General features: G+C 71.9%; 23 protein-coding genes. 7 read left to right on the top strand and 16 right to left on the bottom strand.

Features of this window, described 5'->3' with window-relative positions; genetic code table 11:
- Positions 1 to 49: 49 nt before the first annotated feature.
- The 5 genes from MTES_RS11300 to MTES_RS11280 form a co-directional block, all read right to left on the bottom strand.
- Complete coding sequence (locus MTES_RS11300; protein ID WP_013585388.1) at positions 50 to 3,106, bottom strand: AAA family ATPase; 3,057 nt, start codon at positions 3,104 to 3,106, stop codon at positions 50 to 52.
- The gene (locus tag MTES_RS11295; RefSeq protein ID WP_013585387.1) at positions 3,103 to 4,257 is read right to left on the bottom strand and encodes an exonuclease SbcCD subunit D; all 1,155 of its coding nucleotides are present in this window, start codon (positions 4,255 to 4,257) and stop codon (positions 3,103 to 3,105) included. Before MTES_RS11295 ends, MTES_RS11300 begins: the two co-directional genes overlap by 4 nt.
- A 117-nt stretch (positions 4,258 to 4,374) precedes the next feature.
- Positions 4,375 to 4,695, bottom strand: coding sequence for a hypothetical protein (locus MTES_RS11290; protein WP_013585386.1), 321 nt, complete (start codon positions 4,693 to 4,695; stop codon positions 4,375 to 4,377).
- A 1-nt stretch (position 4,696) separates the two neighbouring features.
- Positions 4,697 to 4,906 carry a hypothetical protein gene (locus tag MTES_RS11285; protein WP_013585385.1) on the bottom strand — a complete coding sequence of 70 codons (210 nt, stop codon included), beginning with the start codon at positions 4,904 to 4,906 and terminating at the stop codon, positions 4,697 to 4,699.
- Positions 4,907 to 4,996: 90 nt separating this feature from the next.
- Positions 4,997 to 5,290 (bottom strand): GNAT family N-acetyltransferase, encoded by a 294-nt coding sequence (locus tag MTES_RS11280; protein ID WP_013585384.1) that lies wholly within the window; start codon positions 5,288 to 5,290, stop codon positions 4,997 to 4,999.
- A 436-nt stretch (positions 5,291 to 5,726) separates the two neighbouring features.
- Between MTES_RS11280 and MTES_RS11275 the strand changes: the two genes are divergently transcribed.
- Together MTES_RS11275 and MTES_RS11270 are read left to right on the top strand one after the other, a co-directional pair.
- Positions 5,727 to 6,494: a winged helix-turn-helix domain-containing protein gene (locus MTES_RS11275; protein WP_013585383.1), complete on the top strand. Its 768-nt coding sequence runs from the start codon at positions 5,727 to 5,729 to the stop codon at positions 6,492 to 6,494.
- A 225-nt stretch (positions 6,495 to 6,719) separates the two neighbouring features.
- The gene (locus MTES_RS11270; protein ID WP_050901788.1) at positions 6,720 to 7,709 is read left to right on the top strand and encodes a DNA-3-methyladenine glycosylase family protein; all 990 of its coding nucleotides are present in this window, start codon (positions 6,720 to 6,722) and stop codon (positions 7,707 to 7,709) included.
- Between the two features lie 43 nt (positions 7,710 to 7,752).
- On the opposite strand, the gene MTES_RS11265 is transcribed toward MTES_RS11270, so the two are convergent.
- Positions 7,753 to 8,586 (bottom strand): siderophore-interacting protein, encoded by an 834-nt coding sequence (locus MTES_RS11265; protein ID WP_013585381.1) that lies wholly within the window; start codon positions 8,584 to 8,586, stop codon positions 7,753 to 7,755.
- 70 nt (positions 8,587 to 8,656) lie between these two features.
- Between MTES_RS11265 and MTES_RS11260 the strand changes: the two genes are divergently transcribed.
- A complete protein-coding gene (locus MTES_RS11260) occupies positions 8,657 to 8,878 on the top strand; it encodes a hypothetical protein (protein WP_013585380.1) in 222 nt (73 codons plus the stop codon).
- 4 nt (positions 8,879 to 8,882) lie between these two features.
- On the opposite strand, the gene MTES_RS11255 is transcribed toward MTES_RS11260, so the two are convergent.
- From MTES_RS11255 to MTES_RS11240, 4 genes are read right to left on the bottom strand one after another with little or no spacing between them, the layout of a single operon-like run.
- Positions 8,883 to 9,641 (bottom strand): ABC transporter ATP-binding protein, encoded by a 759-nt coding sequence (locus MTES_RS11255; RefSeq protein ID WP_013585379.1) that lies wholly within the window; start codon positions 9,639 to 9,641, stop codon positions 8,883 to 8,885.
- Complete coding sequence (locus MTES_RS11250; RefSeq protein WP_167539373.1) at positions 9,638 to 10,648, bottom strand: iron chelate uptake ABC transporter family permease subunit; 1,011 nt, start codon at positions 10,646 to 10,648, stop codon at positions 9,638 to 9,640. The genes MTES_RS11255 and MTES_RS11250 overlap by 4 nt, the downstream gene beginning before the upstream one ends.
- Positions 10,641 to 11,615 (bottom strand): ABC transporter permease, encoded by a 975-nt coding sequence (locus tag MTES_RS11245; protein ID WP_013585377.1) that lies wholly within the window; start codon positions 11,613 to 11,615, stop codon positions 10,641 to 10,643. The genes MTES_RS11250 and MTES_RS11245 overlap by 8 nt, the downstream gene beginning before the upstream one ends.
- 40 nt (positions 11,616 to 11,655) lie before the next feature.
- On the bottom strand, positions 11,656 to 12,621 hold the full coding sequence (locus MTES_RS11240; RefSeq protein ID WP_013585376.1) for a siderophore ABC transporter substrate-binding protein: 966 nt from the start codon (positions 12,619 to 12,621) through the stop codon (positions 11,656 to 11,658).
- 89 nt (positions 12,622 to 12,710) lie between these two features.
- Here MTES_RS11240 and MTES_RS11235 point away from each other — a divergent pair, with 89 nt between their 5' ends.
- Entirely contained in the window at positions 12,711 to 13,481 is a 771-nt protein-coding gene (locus tag MTES_RS11235; RefSeq protein ID WP_043362749.1) for a siderophore-interacting protein, read from the top strand.
- A 16-nt stretch (positions 13,482 to 13,497) separates the two neighbouring features.
- On the opposite strand, the gene MTES_RS11230 is transcribed toward MTES_RS11235, so the two are convergent.
- Positions 13,498 to 15,243, bottom strand: a complete 1,746-nt coding sequence (locus MTES_RS11230; protein WP_158309755.1) for a S16 family serine protease — start codon at positions 15,241 to 15,243, stop codon at positions 13,498 to 13,500.
- Entirely contained in the window at positions 15,240 to 16,208 is a 969-nt protein-coding gene (locus MTES_RS20030) for a GNAT family N-acetyltransferase (protein WP_013585373.1), read from the bottom strand. The genes MTES_RS11230 and MTES_RS20030 overlap by 4 nt, the downstream gene beginning before the upstream one ends.
- A gap of 91 nt (positions 16,209 to 16,299) precedes the next feature.
- On the opposite strand from MTES_RS20030, the gene MTES_RS11215 reads away from it, so the two are divergent.
- On the top strand, positions 16,300 to 16,590 hold the full coding sequence (locus MTES_RS11215) for a DUF4287 domain-containing protein (RefSeq protein WP_013585372.1): 291 nt from the start codon (positions 16,300 to 16,302) through the stop codon (positions 16,588 to 16,590).
- Between the two features lie 12 nt (positions 16,591 to 16,602).
- Here MTES_RS11215 and MTES_RS11210 read toward each other — a convergent pair whose 3' ends face one another.
- Positions 16,603 to 17,211: a MerR family transcriptional regulator gene (locus MTES_RS11210; protein WP_013585371.1), complete on the bottom strand. Its 609-nt coding sequence runs from the start codon at positions 17,209 to 17,211 to the stop codon at positions 16,603 to 16,605.
- 71 nt (positions 17,212 to 17,282) lie between these two features.
- On the opposite strand from MTES_RS11210, the gene MTES_RS11205 reads away from it, so the two are divergent.
- Complete coding sequence (locus tag MTES_RS11205; RefSeq protein ID WP_013585370.1) at positions 17,283 to 17,783, top strand: DUF4188 domain-containing protein; 501 nt, start codon at positions 17,283 to 17,285, stop codon at positions 17,781 to 17,783.
- Positions 17,784 to 17,799: 16 nt separating this feature from the next.
- Entirely contained in the window at positions 17,800 to 18,660 is an 861-nt protein-coding gene (locus MTES_RS11200) for a sulfurtransferase (RefSeq protein WP_013585369.1), read from the top strand.
- Between the two features lie 229 nt (positions 18,661 to 18,889).
- On the opposite strand, the gene MTES_RS11195 is transcribed toward MTES_RS11200, so the two are convergent.
- The 3 genes from MTES_RS11195 to MTES_RS18535 form a co-directional block, all read right to left on the bottom strand.
- Complete coding sequence (locus MTES_RS11195; protein WP_013585368.1) at positions 18,890 to 20,212, bottom strand: flavin monoamine oxidase family protein; 1,323 nt, start codon at positions 20,210 to 20,212, stop codon at positions 18,890 to 18,892.
- A gap of 144 nt (positions 20,213 to 20,356) precedes the next feature.
- Positions 20,357 to 21,739 (bottom strand): amino acid permease, encoded by a 1,383-nt coding sequence (locus MTES_RS11190; RefSeq protein WP_080575508.1) that lies wholly within the window; start codon positions 21,737 to 21,739, stop codon positions 20,357 to 20,359.
- A gap of 203 nt (positions 21,740 to 21,942) precedes the next feature.
- Complete coding sequence (locus MTES_RS18535; protein WP_013585366.1) at positions 21,943 to 22,584, bottom strand: excalibur calcium-binding domain-containing protein; 642 nt, start codon at positions 22,582 to 22,584, stop codon at positions 21,943 to 21,945.
- Between the last annotated feature and the right edge of the window lie 128 nt (positions 22,585 to 22,712).

Raw genomic sequence — 22,712 nt, 5'->3', positions numbered from 1 at the left:
GTTGATGGCGGTGTGGGTGCGGGCGCGATCGACGGGTACCGCACGGCGCTCACACGGCCTGCAGAGCGGCATCCTGCGAGATGACGCTGGGGCCGCGTGGGGTCGCGACGACGCGCAGCTGGGCCGGCAACTGGTCTTTCATCGAGGCGACATGGCTGATGACGCCGACCGTTCGGCCGCCTTGACGCAGTTCGTCGAGCGTGCGCATCGCGAGATCGAGGGTGTCATCGTCGAGCGACCCGAACCCCTCGTCGATGAAGAGGGTGTCGAGCCGGATGCCGCCCGCCCGCGCCGTCACGACCTCGGCGAGACCGAGGGCGAGGGCGAGAGAGGCGAGGAAGGTCTCTCCCCCGGAGAGCGAGTGCGGCGGACGGCACTGACCGGTGAAGGAGTCCATCACCTCGAGACCGAGCCCGCTCGCCGCTCCCCGCGCCGCCAGGGCGTCGGTGTGCTGCAGGCGGTACCGACCGGACGACATCTGTTCGAGGCGCAGGTTCGCGGCGGCGACGATCTCTTCGAGTTCGGCAGCCAGCACGAACGTCTCGAGCGTCATACGGCGGGTGTTGGGCGCGCGACCGGCGAGGGTGTCGGCCAGGCGCGCGACGACGGCGTGCTCGTCGGCGAGCGTCGCCACGGCCGCGTGTCCGGCATCAGCGCGGTGGGCCAGACCGCGCAGGCGATCCGCGAGATCGCGCGCCGAGGCGAGCGCGGCGGCGGCGCGCTCCACACCGTCGCGCGCCGCCACGACGGCCGCGGTGAAGGGGGCGAGCTCGAGGGGCTCGTCTTCCGCGTCGACGAGCAGGAGCTCGAGGTCGAACAGACGCTGACGCACCGAGGCGACCGCGGCGTCATGCGCGGCGATCGAGCCGTCGAGACGGTGTCTCTCCGGAGCGGAGCGCAGCGCGGCGACGACCTCTTCGACCTTCCCGAAGGGACTCTGCGCGACGAGAGCGGCCAGAGCGGCTGCCGCGTCCTCGCGTGCGACGGCTGCGGCGGCGTGACGGACCCGCGCGGCCGTCAGCGTCCGCACGGCGGCGCGACGTGCACTCAGGTCGGCGTGATGATCGGCGACCGTGGCGAACGCTCCCCGCGCGGCGACGACGTCGCCACGGAGGGCTTCGGCTCGTTGGTGCGCCAGTGCCTCGTCTTGCCGGGCAGCCGCGAGGGCGGCCGTGAGGCTCTCGATCTCGGCGGCGATCTGGGTGTCGAGCTCGGTGGCGCGAGTGCGCTCAGCCTGAAGGCGTTCGTACTCGGATTCGTCCGCCTGGGCCGCGGCCAGCGCCTGCTCCGCGTGTGCGAGGCGCGCGGCGAGCGTCTCGACGTTCTCGCCGCCGGCGCGGGCCGAGGCGAGAGCGTAGTCGTCTCGCGCGATCCGCGCCGCGTCGGACGCGAGCCGGTCCTCCTCGACGGCGGTGTTCTTGCGCTCCTCAGCCTCGGCCAGCTGCTCGTCGGTCACCGGGGCGTCGTTCCCCGTCGCCGGATGCGGGTGCTCCCGCGACCCGCAGACCGCGCAGGGCTCCCCATCGACGAGGTCGTGAGCGAGTTCTGCGGCGGCTCCGGCGAGCCGGCGGCGCAGCAACGCCGTCCACGCGTCGGTCGCGTTCTGCATCTCCTCGCCCCGGACGAGCGCCGCCATATCGGCTTGCTCACGCTGGGCGAGCAGGTGCTCGGCCTCGCGGGCCGCGTCGAGGCGGGAGCGGGTCTCCACGCGGCGGGCCGCGGCCGTCTCGCGGCGTGCGGCGGAACCGGCGAGCGAACTGAGCTGATCGCCGAGCGTCTGAAGCATCTCGGGGAGCTTCGCTCGCCCCTCGAGCAGGGCGGCGCGCTCGGTCTCGAGCGCGGCGATGCGCGCAGCGGCCCGAGCCTCGTCGGCGTCCGCCGCCGTGAGCGACGTCTCCGCGGCGCGCACCGCTTCGCACCGGGACAGCAGGGCCGTCAGCTCGTCGTCGCGGACGCGGAGCGCCTCGGCGTCACCGACCGCGTCCTCGCCGACGGCCTCCGTCTGTTCGACCGCCGCGGCGAGGTGCGCCTCTGCCGTCGCCGAATCGGCCGCCGTTCGACGTTCGGCGTCGATCGCGGGGCGCAGCGCCTCGGCTTCGGTGGCAGCGGCGACTTCGGCGCGAGCCGCGGCGATGCTCTCGGCCTCGGCCTCGAGGGTCGCGAGCTGCTCGCGGAGCCGGATCCGATCGCGCTGGCGTTCGTGCAGGGTTCGCGCGTCGCGCTCCGCCGCCAGAGCACCATCGAGCAGGGCATCGGCGGCGTCGCGCTCACGGGCCCGAGTGTCGACACGGTAGTCCGCGCGCTCCACGGCCCGCACGACCCGCGCCAGGCGCTCACCCACCGAGAGCGGTCCGGGGGGAGAGGGCGTGTCCGCGGATGCCACGGCGTCGAGGACAGCGGCATCCTCACCCTCCGACCCCGCCGGATCGGCGTCCAGTTCGGCGGCGAGTCGCTCCGCCTCGTCGAGCAGCGTCGAGACCTCGACGCCCTCCGCGGCAAGGCGCTCCTGCGAGCGCTTGCGCCTCTCGTCGAGCTGGACGGCGTACTCCTCGAACGACCGCGTTCCGAAGAGAGTGCGCAGCAGACCGAGCCGCTCGTCGTTCTTCGCGAGGAGGAATCGGGCGAAGCGGTTCTGCGCCAGCAGGATCACCTGCAGGAACTGCTGCTGGCTCAGGCCGAGGATCTCGTCGAGACGGGTACCGACGTCGACCGGACGCGCGGCGACGCCCTCCCACCCCGCGGCGGTGCGCAGCTCGAGCAGCGCTCGATGCGGCTCTTTCGTCGTTCCCCCGCCGCGACGCTTGGGACGCTCGAACTCCGGCGAGCGGGTCACCCGCCAGCGCTCCCCCTCGGCGCTGAACTCGAGCGTGACCCGGGTGGGGTCGTCGGGCCCGCAGTGGTCGCTGCGGAGCCGGCGCTCCGCTCCGTCGTACCGCGGGACACCGCCGTACAGCGCGTAGCAGACACCGTCGAGAACGCTCGACTTGCCCGCTCCAGTACGCCCGGTGATGAGGAAGATGCCGTCGTCGGCGAACGCGTCGAAGTCGACGACCTGCTCATCGAGGAAGGGACCGAAGCCCTCGAGCTCGAGCCGGTGGAGCTTCACGAACGGGCCTCGGTCAGGGCGCGGGCGTCGAGCACCTCGCGGATGAGCTCGCGCTCCGCCTCGGAGGCGCCCTCCCCTTCGCGGACGTGCGCGAGGAACGCGTCGATCACCTCGGCGTCGTCGCGCGCCGCGCGCACCCGCCGGGCGTAACCGATCCCGTCGTCGGGCCGCGTCGTCGCGGGCGCGTGCACGACCGTGGCGCACCACGGGAACCGCTCCTGCAACCGGCGCATCGGATCGGGCTGGGGGGTGGCATCGGTGTACTCGGCGCGCACCCAGTGCTCGTCGTGTCCGTCGAACGCCGGGTCGCTCAGAAGGCCGTCGAGCGGCGCGCGGAGCGTGACGAGCGGGCGCGGGACGGGAAGGTCGATCCAGGTCACCGACGAGAGCCCCTCGGCGTCGAGGTCGACCAGCCACGAGCCGCGCGGCTTGCCCGCCTCGCCGAAGCTGTAGTGCAGGGGCGCACCCGCGTAGCGCACGCGGTCGGACAGCTGCTGGCGGCCGTGGATGTGCCCGAGAGCGACGTAGTCGGGCCCGTCGAACGCGGGGAGGGGCACCACGTCGAGACCGCCCTGACGGATCTCGCGCTCGACCCCGGGGGTGGCCTCCACACCCGCCGCGAAGCAGTGCGCCGCGACGACGGATCGCCCACCCCGCTCGGCGAGGTCGGCGCGGACGAGATCGAGCGCGTGCTGCATCGTCTGCGCCTGGCTCCGCAGCTCCACGCCCGCCCAGGCATGGCGCACGATCGCGGGCTCGAGGTACGGGATGCCGTAGACGTGCACCGGTCCGTGCTCGTCATCGACGGTGATCGGGGTGCCGATCGACAGCGGGTCGGTGATCACCGAGATCTCGGGCCGGAGGAGCGCGGACTGGAACCCGAGCCGCGCGGCCGAGTCGTGGTTGCCGCTGGTCACGACGACACGGGCACCGGCGTCGGCGAGCGCCCCGAGCGTGCGGGAGAGGAGCGGATAGCACGCCGCGGCCGGCGTCGCCGAGTCGAAGACGTCGCCGGCGACGAGGACGAGGTCGACCCGGTGCTCCGTCACCTGCGCGACGAGGACGTCGAGCACACCGGAGAGCGCGTCGAGGGTCGAGTGCCCGTGGAAGGAGCGCCCGATGTGCCAGTCGGAGGTGTGCAGGATGCGCATGCAGACACGGTACGTCGCCCCTCCGACATCGGCTCGCAGCAAACGCCCCGGCCGCATGATCGCGCGCGCGGTGACGCCCCGCTCGGACCGACCGAGCGGGGCGTCACCGGAGGGGGCTCAGGAGGCGTTCACCTCGGCGGCGAGGGCGCGGATGCGGTCGTCGCCCAGCTCGAGGCCGATGTCGGCGAAGCGCTGGCGCAGGACGTCGGCCACGCGCTCCTCGCTCTTGCCGCCCACGTCGGCGCGCGTCTGGACGACGACGCCGGCGATGCGCGCCTCGTCGTCCGTGGGGTGGGTGTCCATCTTCGGTTCCGACTGTTCGCCGGGGCGCGAGACGTGCTTGCTCTCGTCGTGCAGCGCGCCGCCGACCGAATCGGCGGGCGAAGCTCCGCCATCGGGACCGGCGGAGGGTTGCGGGGTGCGGGTCTCGTCCGACATGTCAGTCCTCCGTGCTCATATCGGGGTCGATGCCCTGGCTGGCGGCATCCCCCTCGATGGGGTCCGAGGGAGCCGCGTCGTTCAGCTGCGGCGACCCCTTGGCGTTCTCGTTCTGCTCTGCGTTCTCGCCGTCGGCGACGGCGCCGCTCTCCCATCCACCGGGCGGGTCGGCGTTGATGACACCTTCGGGCAGGTCGCGGTCGTCGGTCATGACTTCCCCTTTCGACGCATCCAGCTTCCTCGCGCCGAGCGGAGAGCGGGCAGGGGTTGACGCCCGCATCGGGGCTGCGTACGGCCCGGCTCAGGCGCGCTGTTTCAGGATGCCGGCCCGCTCCGGGTGCGCCTCGAACCACTCCCCCACGTACCAGCAGACGGGGAGGATCTGCCGGTCGCCGGCGGCCTCGATCGCGTCGACCGCGCGCTCGGTGATCACGGCCGCGTAGCCGTGCCCGCGAAACGTGGGGATGGTGAAGGCCCGGGTGAGAGCCACGGTGCGTCCGTCGTCCCGGTAGTCGAGCACGGAGACCAGATCGTCTCCCCGGTGCAGGGTGAAACGGGACGCGGCCTTGTCGTCGGCGAAAAGCAGGTCAGCCATGACGAGAGGGTACGCCCGGCACGCGGACCGGGACGCGGGAGCACAGAATGCACGGTCGGCTCCCACCTTCACGCCGTTCGACTGCGCAGAATGCCCGAGGGGGTGGCATCCGGTGCGATTTGACGCGATCGGACTTCCTGCGTCATAATCCCCCCATGACTGTCAATGCGCGTTCTCTGTCCGCCCGGGAGGCGAACGGGACTGCCGGCATGATGATGCCCGGCCGCGTTGTCATGTGTTGTCGAATGTGCCGCTAACAGCGACCCTCGTTCCGACGATCTCGAGCTTCTGAACGCCGACATCGTCGCCCGGTCGTCTGCGTCACGCGTCGATCACGCGTGTCCGGACACCGCGCACCGGCCCTTCGGCCCTCACCTCCCGTCGAACCCCGCCTCCTGACGACGCCCGGGTTCACACACCCAAGGACTTCATCCTCATGTCGATCTCCGCTGTTCTCGACCGCCCCTCCACCTCCGCCATCCGCCCCGCCGCTGCCCGCCCCGTCGCCCCGGCCGCCGCTCGCCCCGTCACCCCGGTGCCCGCCGCTCCCGCCCCGGCTCCGGCAGCCGCCGCCCCGGCCGCTCGCCCCGCGCTCCCCGCCGGTTCCGCCCCTCGCGGCTTCGCCCTCTACGTCGGCATCGACGAAGCCAAGGCCGCCGCTGCCGGTGTAAGCCTCGGTACGCTCGTCGAGGCCCTGCGCCGCACGCTCGGCGAGCTGGCCCCCGCCGCCGAGACCTACGCGACCGTCGCCCTCGCCCCCACGGGTGCCGGCGGCCGTGACGTCGACGTCGTGCGCCTCGCTCTGCACGAGCCGTCGGCGGTCGCCCGCACCAAGGACGAGCCCGCCGAGGAGGACCGCGCACCCGGCGGCGTGGTCGTCGACATCTCGCGCAAGCGCGTGCTCATCGACGGCGAGTCGGCGGCGTTCACCTTCAAGGAGTTCGAGCTGCTGCAGTACCTCGTGCTGCGCGAGGGCCGCACGATCGAGCGCGCCGAGCTCGTGGCATCCCTGTGGGAAGGCTCGACCGACGACGACGCTCCCGGTGAGCGCACCATCGACGTGCACGTGCGCCGCCTGCGCGCGAAGCTCGGCGCCTACGAGGACATCGTGCGCACCGTGCGCGGCGTCGGCTACCGCTTCGATCGTCACGCGGACGTCTCGATCCGGTACGGCCACGGTACCCCCTCGCCCGACCGCTTCTGACCGACCACCGCGGGCCGCGACACCGCGCGCCGCAACACCGCAGGTGCGACACCGCGGGCCGCGACACCGCGCGCCACACCGCGCGCATCGCACCGCGCGCATCGCACCACGCGCCCGCGCCGCGGGTGTCCCCACGCCGACCCCGCCGCGAGCGCCGCACCGTCGGCGAGCGGGCGGATGGGGCCGGGATGCGGCGATGTCGGTGGGGCGACGTAGGGTGTCGGCATGAGGTCGACCGGGGTGCGCACGCGGCAGACGCCGCGCGAGCTGGCGGCGCCCGCCGAACGCCCGCTCGAGAGCGAGTACCGCCCCGCGCAGCCCGTCGACGTCGGTCACGCGGTGGCCGCGCAACGGCACGGCCGCAACGATCCGACCTACTTCTCGTCCACCCCCCTGGGCGCCGGCGGCATCGTCTGGCGCGTCAGCCGCACCCCGCTGGGGGTCGCCACCCTGGCGCTGCGCCAGAGCATCGGGGGCGCCGTCCGCGCGGCGGCCTGGGGCCCGGGTGCCGCGTGGGCGCTCGATCAGCTGCCGGCGCTGTGCGGAAAACTCGACGAGCCCGACGGCTTCGATGCGTCGCGGCATCCCTCGGTCGCGGAGTGGCATCGGCGGCATCCGGATCTGCGCATCGGGCGGACCGACCTCGTCTTCGACGCGCTGGTCAGCGCGATCATGGAGCAGAAGGTCACCAGCCTGCAGGCGTTCTCAGCCTGGCGCAGCATCGTCACCTGGTACGGCGAACGGGCGCCGGGCCCGACGCCGCGACCGATGTTCGCGCCGCCCGACATCGAGGGCTGGCGGCACGTGCCCTCGTGGGCCTGGCACCGCGCCGGGCTCGAGCCCCCGCAGTCCCGAACGATCGTCGAAACGGCACGGAGAGGCGGGTCCGTCGTGCGCGCAGCCAGCGCCGCCCCCGACGGCGAAGCCCGCGACCGCGTGTTCATCAGCCTGCGCGGGGTCGGGATCTGGACAAGCGCCGAGACGCGCATCCGCGCTTTCGGGGATCCGGATGCCGTGAGCGTGGGCGACTACCACCTCGCGCATCAGGTGGGCTATGCCCTCACCGGTCACCGCACTGACGACGACGGCATGCTCGAGCTGCTCGAACCGTTCGCGGGGCATCGTCAGCGTGTCATCCGCCTCATCTACGTCGGGTCCGCGCTGGAGCCGCGCCGCGGCCCCCGGCTGCACCCCGAGGACCACCGCGACCGCTGAACCGTCCCGGCCCCGGGCGACGAGAGCCCGAAGGTCGACGAGGTCAGTGACCGCGCGGCGCGCGCCAGTATCCCGTGAACGAGATCGCGCGCTTGTCGACGCCCGCTCGCACCCACTGCCGCCGCATCGCCGCCACGAGCGACTGCTCCCCCGCGACCCACGCGTACGCGGGCACCGCGGTGTCCCCCTCGGTCGCCGCGTCGCGCACGGCGATCCCCGGGGTCGCGTGCGGGTCGACGCGGACGACCCATCGCACGTCCACACCGGCCGGCGCGACGAGGTCTCGCACGTCGCCCGCGTCGGGGACCTCGACGAGCGCTGTACCCGTGGCATCCGCGCGAAGGGATGCCAGGATGCCGCTGATCGCCGGCAGAGCGGTCTCGTCGCCCACGAGCGCGAAGGGGCCCGAGACCTCGGCGGCGGGGGTGAACAAGATGCCCTCGTCGAGGATCGCGACGGCGTCGCCCGGCTCGCAGGTCTCGGCCCAGGTCGCCGCCGGTCCCGCGGTGCCGTCGGCCGCGGAACCGTGGATCACGAAGTCGACGTCGAGCTCGGGGCCGTCCGGACCGGTGGGACGGAACCCGGCGACGGTGTAATTGCGCAGCACCGGACGCTCGGTCTTGGCGATCGCCAGGTACCGGACGTAGGCGAGGGTGTCGAGCCTCTTCGGCAGACGTGCGAGCGTGCCCTCCGCGACGGGCAGGAACAGGCGGAACCATTGGTCCCGACCGAGCGGCACGAATCTCGCGAGGTCCTCACCGACGAGCGTGACGCGCGCGAACGACGGCGAGAGGCGTCGTCGCTCTCGCACGCGGAGGGTGAGGAGGGTGCTGTCGAGGGGCTTCTGCCGCGTCTGTGCGGCATTCGTGCGGGCCATGTCGTCCTTCGGGAAGAGGTGGGATGGAGGAATTCCGGGGGAAGGAAGGGGCGGCCCCTAGGCTGGGGCCATGACGCAGACAGGGACCGGTTGGCCGCGCGGACGCACGTACTGGGTGCTCGGCAGCGTGCTGCTGCTGGGTCTCGGCATCCTGTTCGGATTGATCTGGCAGAACGTGTGGCTGGGCGTGATCCTCGCCGCGGCCGTGTCGGTGGGGTGGCTCATCGCGTACGAGTCCAGCCGCGGCCGTAACGTCGGCGTGAACGACGAGGACAACGGCATCCAGCTCTGACGGCTCATCGGTAGTACACCGCCAGCGGGTACGGTCCGTCGTTTCGCACCTCGACGGGGGTGCCGAAGACCTCCTCGAGAGTGTCCGACGTCATGAGGTCGCCCGGGGTGCCGACGTGCACCACCCGCCCCTCCGACAGGGCGACGATGCGATCGGCGTACGCCGCCGCGAAGTTGATGTCGTGCACGACGATGACGATGGTCTTGCCGAGTTCGTCCGCCGCGCGGCGGAGCTGGCCCATCATCGCCACGGCGTGCTTCATGTCGAGGTTGTTGAGCGGCTCGTCGAGCAGGATGTAGTCGGTGTCCTGCGCGAGCACCATCGCGACATATGCCCGCTGGCGTTGACCGCCGGAGAGCTGGTCGAGGTAGCGACCCGACAGCGCGGTGAGGTCGAGGAAGGCGATGGCCTCGTCGACCTTGGCATGATCGTCGGCGGTGAGGCGGCCCTGCGAGTGCGGGAAGCGTCCGAAACCGACGAGCTCGCGCACGGTGAGCCGCGTGACGAAGTGGTTCTCCTGCCGGAGGATCGACACGATCTTCGCGAGCGTCCGCCCCGGGGTCGTCGTGACGTCGTTGCCGGCGACGGTGACGCGTCCGCTCGTCGCGGTCGTCAGGCGCCCGACGATCGTGAGAAGGGTCGACTTGCCCGCACCGTTCGGACCGACGAGCGCGGTGACGCCGCCGGCGGGGATGTCGAGGGTCACGGGGCCGAGGACGGTGAGGTCGCCGTAGGTCATGGTCACGTCGGTGAGCGAGATCACAGCGACCCCTTTCGGAGCAGGTAGATGAGGAAGAAGACGCCGCCGACGAACTCGATGATGATCGAGAGCATCCCCGCGGCGTAGAACACGTGCCGCAGCACGAAGTACCCGCCGAGCAGGGTCGCCATGCCGAGGAGCACCGCGAACGGCAGCACCACGCGGTGCTGAGACGAGCCCGCCAGCTGGTACGCGAGGGTTGCGACGAGGAAGCCGAAGAACGTCATCGGACCGACCATCGTGGTCGACACCGAGATGAGCACGGCGACGAGGACGAGCACGCCGATCACCTCGCGGCGGTACGCGAGCCCCAGATTGACGGATGCCTCGCGGCCCAGCGCCAGCACGTCGAGACGGTGTCGCGCGCGCCAGACGAGAACGAGCACGACGGCGACGACCAGCGCTCCCCACGGGAGGTACTCGGCATCCGAGTTCGAGAGGTTGCCGAAGAGGCGGGCCGAGAGGATGTCGAAGTCGCTGGGGGTCAACAACCGCTGCATGACGGTCGAGAGCGAGCCGAAGCCGACGCCCAGCACGACGCCGACGAGCAGCATGATGTGCAGGTTGCCACGGCGCCCGGCGAAGAGCCAGCCGTACAGGAGGGTCGCGAAACCGACCATCAGCGCGCTCTGCACGACGACCTTGAGCAGGCCGTCGGTCGCCGAGAGCGCGGCGCTGCCGAAGAAGAACACCAGCGCCGTCTGCATGACGACGTAGAGCGCGTCGAAGCCCATGATCGACGGGGTGAGGATGCGGTTCGCCGTCGCGGTGTGGAAGAGCACCGTCGCGACCGCCTGACAGCAGGCGACGAGGGCGATCGTCGCGACGCTCACCACGCGGAGGTTCACGGCCAGCCAGAAAGCGCGCGAGCCCGGCTCCCCCGGCACGTTCCAGGTGAGGACGCCGACGGCGGCGACGATCACCACGAGAGCGAGGATTCCGAACCGCAGGGCGATCCGTGGGCGGCGGAGCGCGAGCGCCGGAGCGGGACGGGTCAGGACCTCAGGCACGGGCACGCATCCTCAGCAGCAGGGTGATGAACACCGCGGACCCGACGACCCCGAGGATCATCGAGACGGGGACCTCGAACGGCATCCGGATCACCCGCCCGACGATGTCGCACACGACGACGATGGCCACTCCGCCGAGGCACACCCACGGCAGGTTGGCGCGGGCGTTGTCGCCCCGCCACATCGAGACGAGGTTGGGCACGACCAATCCGAGGAACGGCAGGAAGCCGACCACGACGGTGGTCACGCCCGTCGCGACGGCGACAAGACCCGCACCGATGAGCATCACGCGGGTGTGGTCGACGCCGACAGTGGTCGCGATGTCGCGGCCGAGACCGGCCACGGTGATGCGGTCGGCGGAGAGGAAGACGAGGACCACGACGATCGCCACGACCCAGAGCACCTCGTAGCGTCCGCGGACGATCGAGGTGAAGCTGCCCATGAACCAGGTGCCGAGCATCTGCAGGGAGTTCGTCGAGACGGCGAGGTACGTGGTGAACGCCGACACCACCGCTCCGAGCATGATCCCGATGAGCGGCACGACGAGCGAGGAGCGCAGAGAGATCCGACGCAGGATGCCGATGAAGATCATCGTCCCCACGAAGGCAGCGACGGATGCCACGACCATCCGCACGATGAGGGGCGCGGTCGGCGCGAGGAGCACCGTGACCAGCAGGCCGAGGGCGGCCCACTCGGACGTGCCGGTGGTGGAGGGCTCGACGAACCGGTTCTGCGTGAGCAGCTGCATGATCAGGCCCGAGACGGCCATCGCGCAGCCCGCGAGCACGAGGGCGAGGGTGCGGGGCACTCGCGAGATGAAGAACATCTCGGTGCCGAATCCCTCGCCGGCGATGTCGTAGACGCCGACGAAGAGCGACACGACGACGAGGGCGGTGACGCCCGCGGTGGCCGCGGGCAGGGCGAGGCGATGCCCGAGCGTTCGGGGGGAAGGAGCGGTGACGATCATGGCGAGGGTGGGGGCCCGGCATCCGGACCCCCACCGGGGATCAGGAGGCGAACGCCTCGGCGGCCGAGCGGTAGAGCTTCGTGTAGGCCTGGATGCCCTCGTCGAGGTAGAAGCTGCCGTCGAGGTAGACGATCTGGTTCTTCTGCACCGCGGGCACGTTCTTCAGCGCCTCGGCGTTCTCGATCAGGTCCTTCGCCGAGACGTAGCCGTCCTCCCCGAACATCGCGTCACGGTCGAGGACGAACAGCCACTCGGGGTTCGCGGCGGCGATCGCCTCGACGCTGATGTCATCGCCGTGGGAGGCGTCCTCGGCCGCGCGGTCGAGCGCGGGGGTCAGGCCCAGCGTCGGGAAGAGGTGGCCGACGCCGCGCCCTTCTCCGGGGGCGGCGTAGGAGATCTTCCCCCCGGACGTGATCAGCCCCATCACCGTCTGCGACGGGTCGTACGCGGCCTTCGCGTCGGCGATCGCGGCATCCAGGTCGGCGGAGAGCTTCGTCGCCTCGTCGTTCTTGTCGAAGACCTGGCCGAGGATGGCCGTCTGACGCTTGAGCTCCGAGGTGTGCTCCTCCCCGTCGCGCGGACTCGTCTCGATCGTCGCGGGCTGGATGTCCTTCAGCTGGTCGTAGATCTCGCGGAAGCGGTATCCGCCGACGATCAGGTCGGGGTCCGCGGCGAGGATGTTCTCGATGTTCGGCTCGCGGTGCAGGCCGGCGTCGAGCACCTCGTCGCCGCCCGAGAGCGAGGGCCACAGGTCGTACATGAGCGGCTTGGGGGCCGCGACGAGCGTCACGCCCCACTCGCTGAGGGTCTCGAACGTCGTGTTGTCGAGGGCGACGACGCGTTCGGGGTTCACGGGAACCTCGATCGAGCCGTGGTTGTCTTCGACGGTCACGGTGGTCGCGGCGGCCTGCTCGGCGGGAGCGGCGGCCCCGGAGGCGCAGCCGGTGAGGGCCAGGGCGGCCGCCAAAGATGCGGCGGCGAGGGGACGGATCAGACGAGTGCTCATGCGGAATCTCTCCAGTGCTGTATGTGCGAGGGGGATCGGCCACACTCCGGGGCCGGTCGCGAAGTTAGGTTAGCCTTAGCTATGTGAAGATGTCGAACCCGGCCCTCGGTGCCCGTCTCGAACCCCGTCGCCACGAGCTGGTCTTCCGCTCGGCGACCCTCGCCGCCCGCACGTTCCTGACCCCGTCGTACGTGCGACTGCGCCTCGAGGGGGCCGACCTCCGCGGTTTCGACTCCCCCGGCGCCGACGATCACATCCGGGTGTTCTTCCCCGACGACTCCGCCGACGATGCGCGGTCCGCACCGAGCCGCGAGTACACCCCGGTGAGCTGGGATGCCGAGCACGGCTGGCTCGACATCGACGTGGCGCTGCACGGCGACGGCGTCGGCAGCCGCTGGTCCGCGTCCGCTCCCCTCGGCGCCCGCGTCGGCGTCGGCGGGCCGCGCGGGTCGATGGTGCTCGTCGGGCGCCCGGATGCCTGGCTCCTGGTCGGCGACGAGACGGCCGTTCCCGCGATCCGCCGCTTCGCCGCGGCGATGGACGACGAAGCCATCGGGCGCATCGCGATCGAGGTCCCGGATGCCGCCCACGACCTCCCGGTGGCCGCACCCCCGGGCGTGCAGGTGATCCAGGTGCACCGCGGCGACCGACCCGCCGGAGAGGAGCTCGCCGACTGGCTCGACGCGCTCGACGTCGAGGAACAGCCGGAGGGCTGCGTCTTCGGCTTCGTCGCCGCCGAGCAGTCGATCGTCCGAGCGGGGCGGGCGCTCCTGCTCGATCGGTGGTCAGGAGACCCCGCCGCCACCGTCGTCAAGGGCTACTGGAAGCGCGGAACGGCGGAGTACCACGCGCCGCATTGACGGGAGGGCGGGCCCGCTACTCGCGCTCGACTCCGGCCGCGAACGCGAGCACACGCGCGCGCAGGAACGGCGTGGCGTACACCGCTGACGCCCCGGGAGCCGGCGCCGCCGTGGCGGTCGCGGTCGCGTCGGCCAGGGCTCCGCGGACGAGAGCCACGTCGGCCCCGGCGTCGGCGAGGGCGTCGACCGCGCGCACGGCGTACTCGTCGCCGACCGCGATCCGCTGCCGTACGGCCGCCGTCGGGTCGACGCCGTCGGGCACCCGCACCGACTGCTGCGCGACGAGCGGCGGGACGGTGCGCGAGAACGACGTCGTCGCGAGGGCGAGGCCGAGCCAGGCGTCGTCGGCGGCGAAGGCCTCGAGGTCTTCGCGGGCCGCGTCGAAGGCCGCGAGCCGAACCGCCGGGAGATCGCCCGCGCGGACCGGCGCCTCTCCGGCGCGCGACACGTACGCGTCGGTGGCCGCGATCGCCGCGCGACGCAGGAGCGATCCGAGCCCGTCGAGATCGGCATCACGCGACAGGGCTCCTGCGCCCGTGCCGAGCGCGTCGCGCAGGTCGACGCCCTCCTGCGCGCGGGCGAGCGACGACTGCGCGAGAGCCGCAGCGGGCGGCCCCGCCTCCTCGCCGTCCGCGAGAGCGGTCTGCGCGTACGCGGCGAGCGCGTAGGCGTCCGCGGCCGCTCCCAGAACTTCGAGCGAGACGTCGGCCACGTCGAGCGTGTCGGGGGCGTCCCGCGCGGCATCCATCAGGATCTGCTCGGCCGCTGCGCGTGTGGCATCGACCGCGGCCGAGTCGACCGAGTCGGCGGCGGCCACCGCGGCGAGATCGGCGGCGCTCGCGGCGGCCGCGAACGCGCCGCTCCCCTCTCCGGTCTCGCGAAGCGCGCGTGCCCGGTCGCCGGCGACGCGCGATCGCTCGGCGAGGGACGCGTCGATCGCCGCCCCGAGAGACGCGTCGGCACGGGCGAGGGCGCTGTCGACGGCGGCGGCGAATGCCCCGGTCTCCGCCTCCGCCGGGCCTCCCGTGGCGGTCGGAAGGGGTGTGGGCGAGGCGGCCGGAGTCGGGAAGACCGCCTCCGGAAGCTCTTCGCCGGTCATGATCGCGTAGGCACTGGCGACGTCGGCGACCTCGGTGATGGTCATTCCGCCGGTCGCCGCGACCTGGTCGAGGTCGACCGGTCGGCCGTCGGCATCCGCGGCGATACGTTGCCCCGCGGGGACGAGGATCGTGTCGATCCCGCCGGCCTCGATCGCCGCCGACACCTGTTCGGGAAGGCCCGCGACGGGGCTCACGGTGCCGAACGGCGTCACGCCGCCCGCCAGGGCGACGCCCGGCTGCACCTCGGTGCCGTAGTACAGCGCGAGCACGCCGACCGCGGTCACGGCCCCCGCGGCCGGGGTGTTGATGCGCGCGTCGAAGCCGAACGTGTAGGCCGTGTCGGGGCGGGCGCCGGTGAGCAGAGTCGCCGCGGTGACGGCCGTCCATGTCGCGGACTGGGTGACCGGCGCGACGCCGCTGACGTCGTTCTCGGTGATGTCGATGCGGAGGTCGCCGCCGTCGGCCGCCTCGGCCGTGATCCGCTGCGAGGCCACGCCCCCTTTGCCGCCGCTCACGTAGAGAACGGGCACGGTGAGCTCGCTGCCCTCGAAGTGCCCGTCGGATTTCCCGCCGAACCCCAGCGAGAATCCCAGGTCGCACCCGGTCAGCACGAGCGTGCACGCGAGGGCCAGGGCCGTCGCCGCCACCCCGCGGGCTCTCACGCGCCAGGCTCCCCGATGTACAGCGCGCAGGTGGTGTCGTAGTAGTCGACCGTCTCCCCGGCGGGGCGCAGCCCGATGCGCTGCGCGACCGCGCCGGATGCCGCGTTCGCCGGATTCGTGACCGCCACGAGCTTGCGGATGCCGTTCGCGCCTGCGAGCGCGAGGACCGCGGCAGCCGCCTCGGTGGCGTACCCGGACCCCCACGCGTCGGGATGGAAGTGCCAGCCGATCTCGATGTCTTCGGGTCGCCCGTCGCCGACGCCCGCCGACCAGGGGATGTGCTTCAGCAGCACCGACCCCAGTCGGTGGCCGTCGTGTGCCTCGACGGCCCGGACGCCCAGGATGCCGTCGGCCAGGCTCGTCCAGCGGTCGAGCGTCGCGTCGACCTCGGCCGGATCGGTCATCACCTGCCCATTGCCCAGGTAGCGCCGAACCTCCGGCCGCCGGTACATGTCGAACAGGAACGCACGGTCGTCGTCGGACCGGGTCCACTCGCGCAGCACCAGACGCTCGGTGGTGAGGCGCGTCCGCCGCATCGGCACGTGCGGAATGCCGTCCTCGGCGAACGGTGCCCCCGACACGACGAAGCCGAAGCGTCCGTACCAGGACGCCAGGTGCGCTTGGGCGTCGAGGAGGATCGGAATGCCGGGGGTCTCGGCATCCAGGATCTCCACCGCCGCGCGCATGAGGTCGGCGGCGAGGCCACGGCCGCGAGCCGCGGCGGCGGTCGCGACCCGACCGATGCGCGTGTTCGTCGACTCGCGGAGGACACGGAGCGTCGCGAGGACCTCGTCGCCCTCGCTCATCCACATGAGCTCGGCACCCGGCTCGATGTCGCGACCGTCGATCTCGGGGTACGCGGCCTCCTGCTCGACGACGAACACGGTCACGCGCAGCCAGAGGAGGCGGTAGAGGGTGCGGGGGTCGATCTCGGCGACGGGCGCCCGGTGCAGGGTGACGGCCATCCTTCGACCGTACCCCGGGGTGCCGACATCGCTCACGCCTGGCCGCGCCCGATGCGTAGACCGTGTCGGCGGGTCGCGCTAGCCTCCGGTCATGTCCTTCCAGGCGTACCTCGACAACATCGAAACCAAGACCGGGCTCACCCCGCGGCAGTTCATCGCGCTCGCGGACGAGCGGGGGTTCGGCCCCGGCACGAAAGCCACGCCGATCCTGCAGTGGTTGAAAGACGACTACGACCTCGGTCGCGGTCACGGCATGGCTCTGGTGCACGTGATCACGAAGGGACCGAACATCGGCGACAAGCACGTCGGCCGATCCGGTCCACACGGCGACAAGAGCGACACCCTCTGGCTCGACGGAGCGGCGACCAACCCGGAGCCCTGAGCCCGCCGCGGGTCAGCCCGTGCCGAAGCGCCGCGAGGCGGCCACCTGTTCCGCGACACGGCGGAGCGCCAGGATCAGCGGCTCGACGAGCGCGGTGCCGAGCACGACATAGCGCACGGCGTCCTCGATCGACGTGTCGGGGGTCGCGGCCAGCTCCGCCTCGGCGATCGCGGACAGGTGCTCGAGGTAGGACGCCATCACGGGCTCCGGCACCGTGAACCCGGCGCGCTCCAGCGTCGAGAGGGCATGCGCGACCGCCGCGAGCTGGTCGGGGAAGCACGTCTCCGGGCTTCCGCCCATGCGCTCCAGCAGCGCGGTCGCCTCGGTCAGATCGGGGTCGCCCACGATCGCGGGGGTCACGGCGGCGTTCGCTGCGCCGAGCAGGTCGTAGGGGTTCTCGGGCGGCTCCTCGAGCACACCGACCACCTTGCGCACTCCCGCGATCCCGACACCGGCGTCGACGAGCGCTCGGATGACCCCGAGTCGCTGCACGTGGGCGACGCCGTAGGACGCCTGCGTGGGCGAGGAGCGCTCGCCCTCCGGCAGCAGCTTCTCGCGCAGGTAGTACTTGATCGTCGCGACGGGAACACCGCTCTCGGCTGACAGTTCTGAAATCCGCACGCCGACCCCCTTGACTCGATAGCCCTACTATCTAACACTGGATAGCAACACTATCGAGTGAGGACGAGCCCATGGCATCCATCAATCCGGGTCGGATGACCCACCGCTACGACGGCGAGCTCGTCGTCTTCCACATCGGGATGACGGTCAACAAATGGTGGCGGCCGGATCAGTGGATGCCGTTGATGGGCGACATGCCCCGGATGCTGCGCGAGCTCAGCGTCGATCCCGAATCCGGGCTCCTCGGCTTCACGATGCTGCTCGGTTCGCGAGGGCCCTACCTCGTGCAGTACTGGTCGTCGCTTGAGAAGCTGTACGCGTACGCCTCCGCTCCGCAGCAGGAGCACCGCCCGGCGTGGACCCGCTTCAACCGGCGAGCGCGGAAGACGCCCGGTGCGGTGGGCATCTGGCACGAGACGCACGTCGTCGAGCGCGCCGAGACCATCTACGTCGCGACCCCTCCGATGGGGCTTCCCCGTGCCACCGAGACCGTGCCCGTCACCTCCCGCCACGATCGCGCGCGGGCGCGCGTCGCCGACGGACGGACCCGGGGTCCCGCCCCGGTGAGCTGAGGGCCAGACTGGGACCATGGCCTCGATCCTCACGACCGCGCCCGCCCTGCACGACGCCCTCGCCGCGGGGGCCTTCCCCGACGGTGGACCGGTGCGCGTGCTCGACGTCCGCTGGCGCCTCGACCGGCCCGACGGGCTCCCGGAGTACCGCGCGGGGCATATCCCGGGCGCGCAGTATGTCGACCTCGACCACGATCTGGCCGCCCACGGCGAGCCGACCGAGGGCCGGCATCCGATCCCTCCGGTCGAGACGCTGCAGGCGGCGGCCCGACGATGGGGCATCGACGCGGGCGACACCGTCGTGGTCTACGACGACCTGAAGAACATGTCGAGCGCGCGGGCGTGGTGGCTGCTGCGGTACGCGGGGGTCGCCGACGTCCGGCTGCTCGACGGGGCGCTGGCGGCCTGGACCGGGGCGGGCTTCGAGGTGGAGGAGGGGGATGCCGAGACCCCGGCGCCCGGAACCGTCGAGCTGTCGTACGGGGCGCTGCCGACGCTGGAGCTCGACGAGGTGGGCGCGTTCGCGTCGTCCGACCTGCTGCTCGACGCCCGCGCCGGCGAGCGTTACCGCGGCGAGGTGGAGCCGATCGATCCGCGCGCTGGCCACGTACCCGGAGCGGTCAGCGCGCCCACGACGGAGAACGTCGACGGCGACGGACGCTTCCTCGCGCCGGACGCGCTGCGCTCGCGCTTCCGGATGCTGGGAGCCGAGGACGGCATGACGGTGGGGGTCTACTGCGGCTCGGGGGTGACCGCCGCGCACCAGGCGGTGGCGCTCACGCTGGCGGGGTTCGCGCCGCGGGTGTTCCCCGGGTCGTGGAGTCAGTGGTCGAACCACGAGGAGCTGCCGGTGGCCACGGGGCCGGAGCCGCGGTAGCGGATTCCCCCGGTCCCTTCGACAAGCTCAGGGACCTCCGCCCCGCTCCTGCGTCCCTCCGCCGCGACCCAGGTGGCTGAGCCTGTCGAAGCCCCCGGCCCCTTCGACAAGCTCAGGGACCTCCGCCGCGACCCAGCGCCCTCCGCCGCGACCCAGGTGGCTGAGCCTGTCGAAGCCCCCGGCCCCTTCGACAAGCTCAGGGACCTCCGCCGCGGCCCGGCGCCGAACCCTACGACCAGAGCGCGCTCAGCGGGATCTCGCGCCCCAGCACGTTCTCGGCGGCGCGGTGGCCCGAGAGCATCGCGCCCGGGACCGTCGCGGGGTCGTCGCCCCACGTCGCCTCGCCCGCGAGGTGCAGCACCCCGCCGACCGGAACGGCCAGCTCGTCGTGGTCCGCCCCGACCGAGCCCGGAAGCATATAGGCGTACGAGCCGCGCGCGAACGGGTCGTCCTGCCAGCGCGTCACGACCGCGCTCTCGGGCTCGGGGACGGCATCGCCGTAGAGCCGCCGCAACTGCGCCAGCGTCGAGGCGACGATCTCCTCGTCCGACCACGCGCGGGTCGCGACCGCCGCGGGTCCCGCGGCGAACGTCAGCAGGGCGGGCTCGTCGTGGATCCGCCCGAGGTCGTACCAGGAGTGCCACCACTCCCCCTCGGCACCGAGCTGACGGATGCCGTAGACCTCGGCATCCCAGAATCTGTCGGGGAAGCGCAGCACGACCTTCTCGAAGGCGTTCATCCGCAGCAGGCCCAGGGCGCGGCGGTGGGTCGCGGGCAGCTCGGGCTCGATCGCGAGATCGCCGGACTGCAGGACGCCGACCGGCACCGTGACGACGACGTTCGAGGCCGAGAGCGAGCCGTGGTCGGTGTCGACCTCGACCCCGTCGGGCGACCAGCGGATGGCCGACACCACGTGCGACAGACGCACATCCACCCCTTCGGCGAGGTTCCGCGCGAGCTCGTCATATCCGCGCGGGAAGACGACCTCGTCGCCGTTCACGGTGTCGTCGTCGAGGCCGTGCGCCCCGAGCCCGGTCATCGCGACGCCGTACTGCTCCTGCGCGCGACGGTCGTTGTACTCGCGCACGCGCGCCGCGCGCGCGTCATCCCAGTCCTGCGCGGCGAGGGCCCGGTCGACGACGTCGGCGTAGGTGGCATCCGGAGCGGAGTCGGCGATGACGTCGACGAGAGTCGCGTTCAGCGCGCGGATGTCGGCGGCGTACTGCGCGACCTCCTCGGCCGAAAGGCGCGACCCGTCCTCACCGAAGTACGTCAGCGGCCGCCCGGCCGGCTGGTATCCGCCGACCGTGAACTCGACCATCGGCATCCCGAACGCATGTGCCGCCTCGGCGACCGGGCTGCCGTCGATCCCGTGGATCCAGGAGGCCCCGCGATCGGTGACGTGTCCGCCGGAGCGGTCCGTGTACGTGCGTCCGCCGATGCGGTCGCGCGCCTCGAGAACGACGACGCGACGGCCGGCGCGGGTGAGCAAGCGCGCCGCGGCCAGACCGGAGACTCCGGCTCCCACGATGATCGTGTCGACGGTCTCCATGGATGCCTCCCCGGCCTCGGACCCGCCCCGGCGGGGCTGCGTCGCCTTTCCGGGAACCGTACTGGGTCCCACGCGCGGGCGACAGTCACCCCGGCGTACGGTGCCGCTGACCGCGATCGACGCCGCGTATAGCGAGCGCCGGGCTCAGGCGACCGGCGCCTCCTCGTCGAGAGCCTTCGGCGCGACGCCCTTGCGGCCGTACCGCCACCAGAAGAACAGGTAGCAGAGGCCGACGAACGGGATGCCGAAGTACAGCGCCGGAGCCTGCTCGGGGTCGAACGCGATCGCGACGATCGAGGCGGTCAGCAGGACGAATGCCAGAATCGGCACGAGCGGGTAGAACGGCGTGCGGTAGACGAGAGTCGCGACGTCTCCCCCGCCGCGGACGAACGCGCGCCGGTGGAAGTACTGCGCCGCGACGATCGACATCCACACGGCCACCGCGGCGAAGCCCGCGATCGACACGAGCACGAGGTACACGGTCTCGGCGGCGATGACGCTCGAGATGAGCGAGACGAGACCGATCGCGAGGCTCACGAGCAGGGCGATCATCGGGATGCCACGACGGGTGAGCCGCGTGAACGCGCGCGGCGCGTATCCCTCCTCGGCGAGAGAGAACAGCATCCGGGCGCACGAGTACAGGCCGCTGTTACCCACCGAGAGCAGCGCGGTGATGACGACGAAGTTCATGATGTCGGCGGCGTAGGGCACTCCGACGTACTCGAAGACGTCGACGAAGGGGCTCGAACTGAGTCCCGCTTTCTCGTACGGAAGGAGCGCCGCGATCACGGTGATCGAGCAGACGAACAGCACGAGCAGACGCAGCACGGTCGATCGCAGCGCGCGCGGGATGTTGCGGCCGGGGTCCTTGGTCTCCCCCGCGGCGACTCCGACGAGCTCCGCGCCGCTGAACGCGTAGAAGACGGCGAGAGAGGTGATGAGCACTCCGCCCAGCCCCGCCGGCAGCACACCCTCCGGCGTCTCGAAGTTGCTGAGCAGCACCGCTTCGTGCGGGCTGGTCGACAGCGGGGTGAAGCCGAAGATCGCCATCGTCCCCAGCACGATGAGCGCGAGGATCGCGATGACCTTGATCGCCGCGAACCAGAACTCGGTCTCGCCGAACACCCGCGCCGAGATCGCGTTGAGGGTGAACAGGATGCCGGCGAACACCAGGCACCACACCCACACGTCGACGTTCGGGAACCACCGCTGCATGAGGATTCCGGATGCCGTGAACTCCGACCCGAGGGCGACGACCCAGCAGAGCCAGTACAGCCACGCCGTGACGAAGCCGGTGGCCGGCCCCATCGTGCGCGCTGCGTAGATGTGGATCGACCCCGAGACGGGGTAGACCACGGCGAGTTCGCCCAGGCACACCATGACCAGCCAGACGACGAAGGCTCCGAGCAGGTACGCGAGCACCGCCCCGAGCGGACCGGCCTGGTGGATCGTGTAGCCCGAGCTGAGGAACAGCCCCGACCCGATCACGCCGCCCAGAGCGATCATCACGAGGTGGCGTGCGCTCATCGCGCGGCGCAACGTCCGATCGGGGGTCTGCGTCGCCTGCGCCTGTCCGTCCACGGGCGGTCTCACTCTCGTGCTCGAGCCGGAAGCCCGCGGTCTCGCGTGCGCCGCGAGCCAGAGTAATGGATGCCGAGCAGCACGCGGTCGCAGCCGGGTGGCCCTTGCGCGAACCCGTGGAACGGGCGGCGTCCCCCTGGGCCGCTGAATTACTCGCAGCCGATCCCATCTCCGTCGCGGTCGAGATGAGACGCGTACCCGGGGTCTCCGCGGCGCACGGGTGCGGCCCCCGCCTCGCGGGCGGCGGTGCAGTTCTTGTAGTACACGGACTTCTGGGTCTCCGGCGCGGCGACCTCGACGACCGGCGGGGCGGAGTCCTTCGCCGCGACCTTGCCCTGCAGGTCGGTGATCGTCGCGGCGCGGGCATCGAGTTCGGCCTGCGCGGCCGTCGCCGCCGCTTCCAGCTCCGCGACGCGCGCCCGGGCGGAGTCGCGCTCCTTGGTCATCGCGTCACTCGCGGTCGTCGCCGTCGCCAGAGTCTCCACGGACTCCTCCGCCGCCGTCTGCGCCTCGGCCACATCCGACTGTAGACCGGACACTTGAGCCTTCAGAGCGGCTACCTCGGACTGGGTGCCGGCCCCGCCGGACACGCCTCCGACGATGAGCCCCAGCACGAGGGCCGCACCCGCGACGAAGGCTCCGGTCCGCCGGGTGACCGGCTTCTTCATGAACGGCGTCGTCGGCTCCGCCTCGGCGGGCTCGTGCCACGCCGTGCCATCCCAGTAGCGCTGCTCGCCGTTGGCGTGTGGCGCCGCGTACCATCCGGCCGCGGGCAGGTTGATGTGCTCCATCGATCCCCCAGAACCGCCGCGTCTTCGCGGTCGGTGAATGTGTGTGCGCTCGGGTAGCGCTCCCCGCGGTCATTGTGGCGGAGCGGGAGAGGCAGCGCACGCTCCTCCGGGAGAATCTGCGTTTCTCG

The organism is Microbacterium testaceum StLB037 (genome assembly GCF_000202635.1).
Lineage (GTDB): Bacteria > Actinomycetota > Actinomycetes > Actinomycetales > Microbacteriaceae > Microbacterium > Microbacterium testaceum_F.
This window is presented reverse-complemented; position numbering and strand designations above follow the sequence as displayed.

Excerpts from the sequence above, each read along its gene's own strand:
- MTES_RS11295 (WP_013585387.1), bottom strand. The coding sequence starts at position 4,257 with ATGCGCATCCTGCACACCTCCGACTGGCACATCGGGCGCTCCTTCCAC.
- MTES_RS11290 (WP_013585386.1), bottom strand. The coding sequence starts at position 4,695 with ATGTCGGACGAGACCCGCACCCCGCAACCCTCCGCCGGTCCCGATGGC.
- MTES_RS11285 (WP_013585385.1), bottom strand. The coding sequence starts at position 4,906 with ATGACCGACGACCGCGACCTGCCCGAAGGTGTCATCAACGCCGACCCG.
- MTES_RS11280 (WP_013585384.1), bottom strand. The coding sequence starts at position 5,290 with ATGGCTGACCTGCTTTTCGCCGACGACAAGGCCGCGTCCCGTTTCACC.
- MTES_RS11275 (WP_013585383.1), top strand. The coding sequence starts at position 5,727 with ATGTCGATCTCCGCTGTTCTCGACCGCCCCTCCACCTCCGCCATCCGC.
- MTES_RS11270 (WP_050901788.1), top strand. The coding sequence starts at position 6,720 with ATGAGGTCGACCGGGGTGCGCACGCGGCAGACGCCGCGCGAGCTGGCG.
- MTES_RS11265 (WP_013585381.1), bottom strand. The coding sequence starts at position 8,586 with ATGGCCCGCACGAATGCCGCACAGACGCGGCAGAAGCCCCTCGACAGC.
- MTES_RS11260 (WP_013585380.1), top strand. The coding sequence starts at position 8,657 with ATGACGCAGACAGGGACCGGTTGGCCGCGCGGACGCACGTACTGGGTG.
- MTES_RS11245 (WP_013585377.1), bottom strand. The coding sequence starts at position 11,615 with ATGATCGTCACCGCTCCTTCCCCCCGAACGCTCGGGCATCGCCTCGCC.
- MTES_RS11240 (WP_013585376.1), bottom strand. The coding sequence starts at position 12,621 with ATGAGCACTCGTCTGATCCGTCCCCTCGCCGCCGCATCTTTGGCGGCC.
- MTES_RS11235 (WP_043362749.1), top strand. The coding sequence starts at position 12,711 with ATGTCGAACCCGGCCCTCGGTGCCCGTCTCGAACCCCGTCGCCACGAG.
- MTES_RS20030 (WP_013585373.1), bottom strand. The coding sequence starts at position 16,208 with ATGGCCGTCACCCTGCACCGGGCGCCCGTCGCCGAGATCGACCCCCGC.
- MTES_RS11215 (WP_013585372.1), top strand. The coding sequence starts at position 16,300 with ATGTCCTTCCAGGCGTACCTCGACAACATCGAAACCAAGACCGGGCTC.
- MTES_RS11205 (WP_013585370.1), top strand. The coding sequence starts at position 17,283 with ATGGCATCCATCAATCCGGGTCGGATGACCCACCGCTACGACGGCGAG.
- MTES_RS11200 (WP_013585369.1), top strand. The coding sequence starts at position 17,800 with ATGGCCTCGATCCTCACGACCGCGCCCGCCCTGCACGACGCCCTCGCC.
- MTES_RS11195 (WP_013585368.1), bottom strand. The coding sequence starts at position 20,212 with ATGGAGACCGTCGACACGATCATCGTGGGAGCCGGAGTCTCCGGTCTG.
- MTES_RS11190 (WP_080575508.1), bottom strand. The coding sequence starts at position 21,739 with ATGAGCGCACGCCACCTCGTGATGATCGCTCTGGGCGGCGTGATCGGG.
- MTES_RS18535 (WP_013585366.1), bottom strand. The coding sequence starts at position 22,584 with ATGGAGCACATCAACCTGCCCGCGGCCGGATGGTACGCGGCGCCACAC.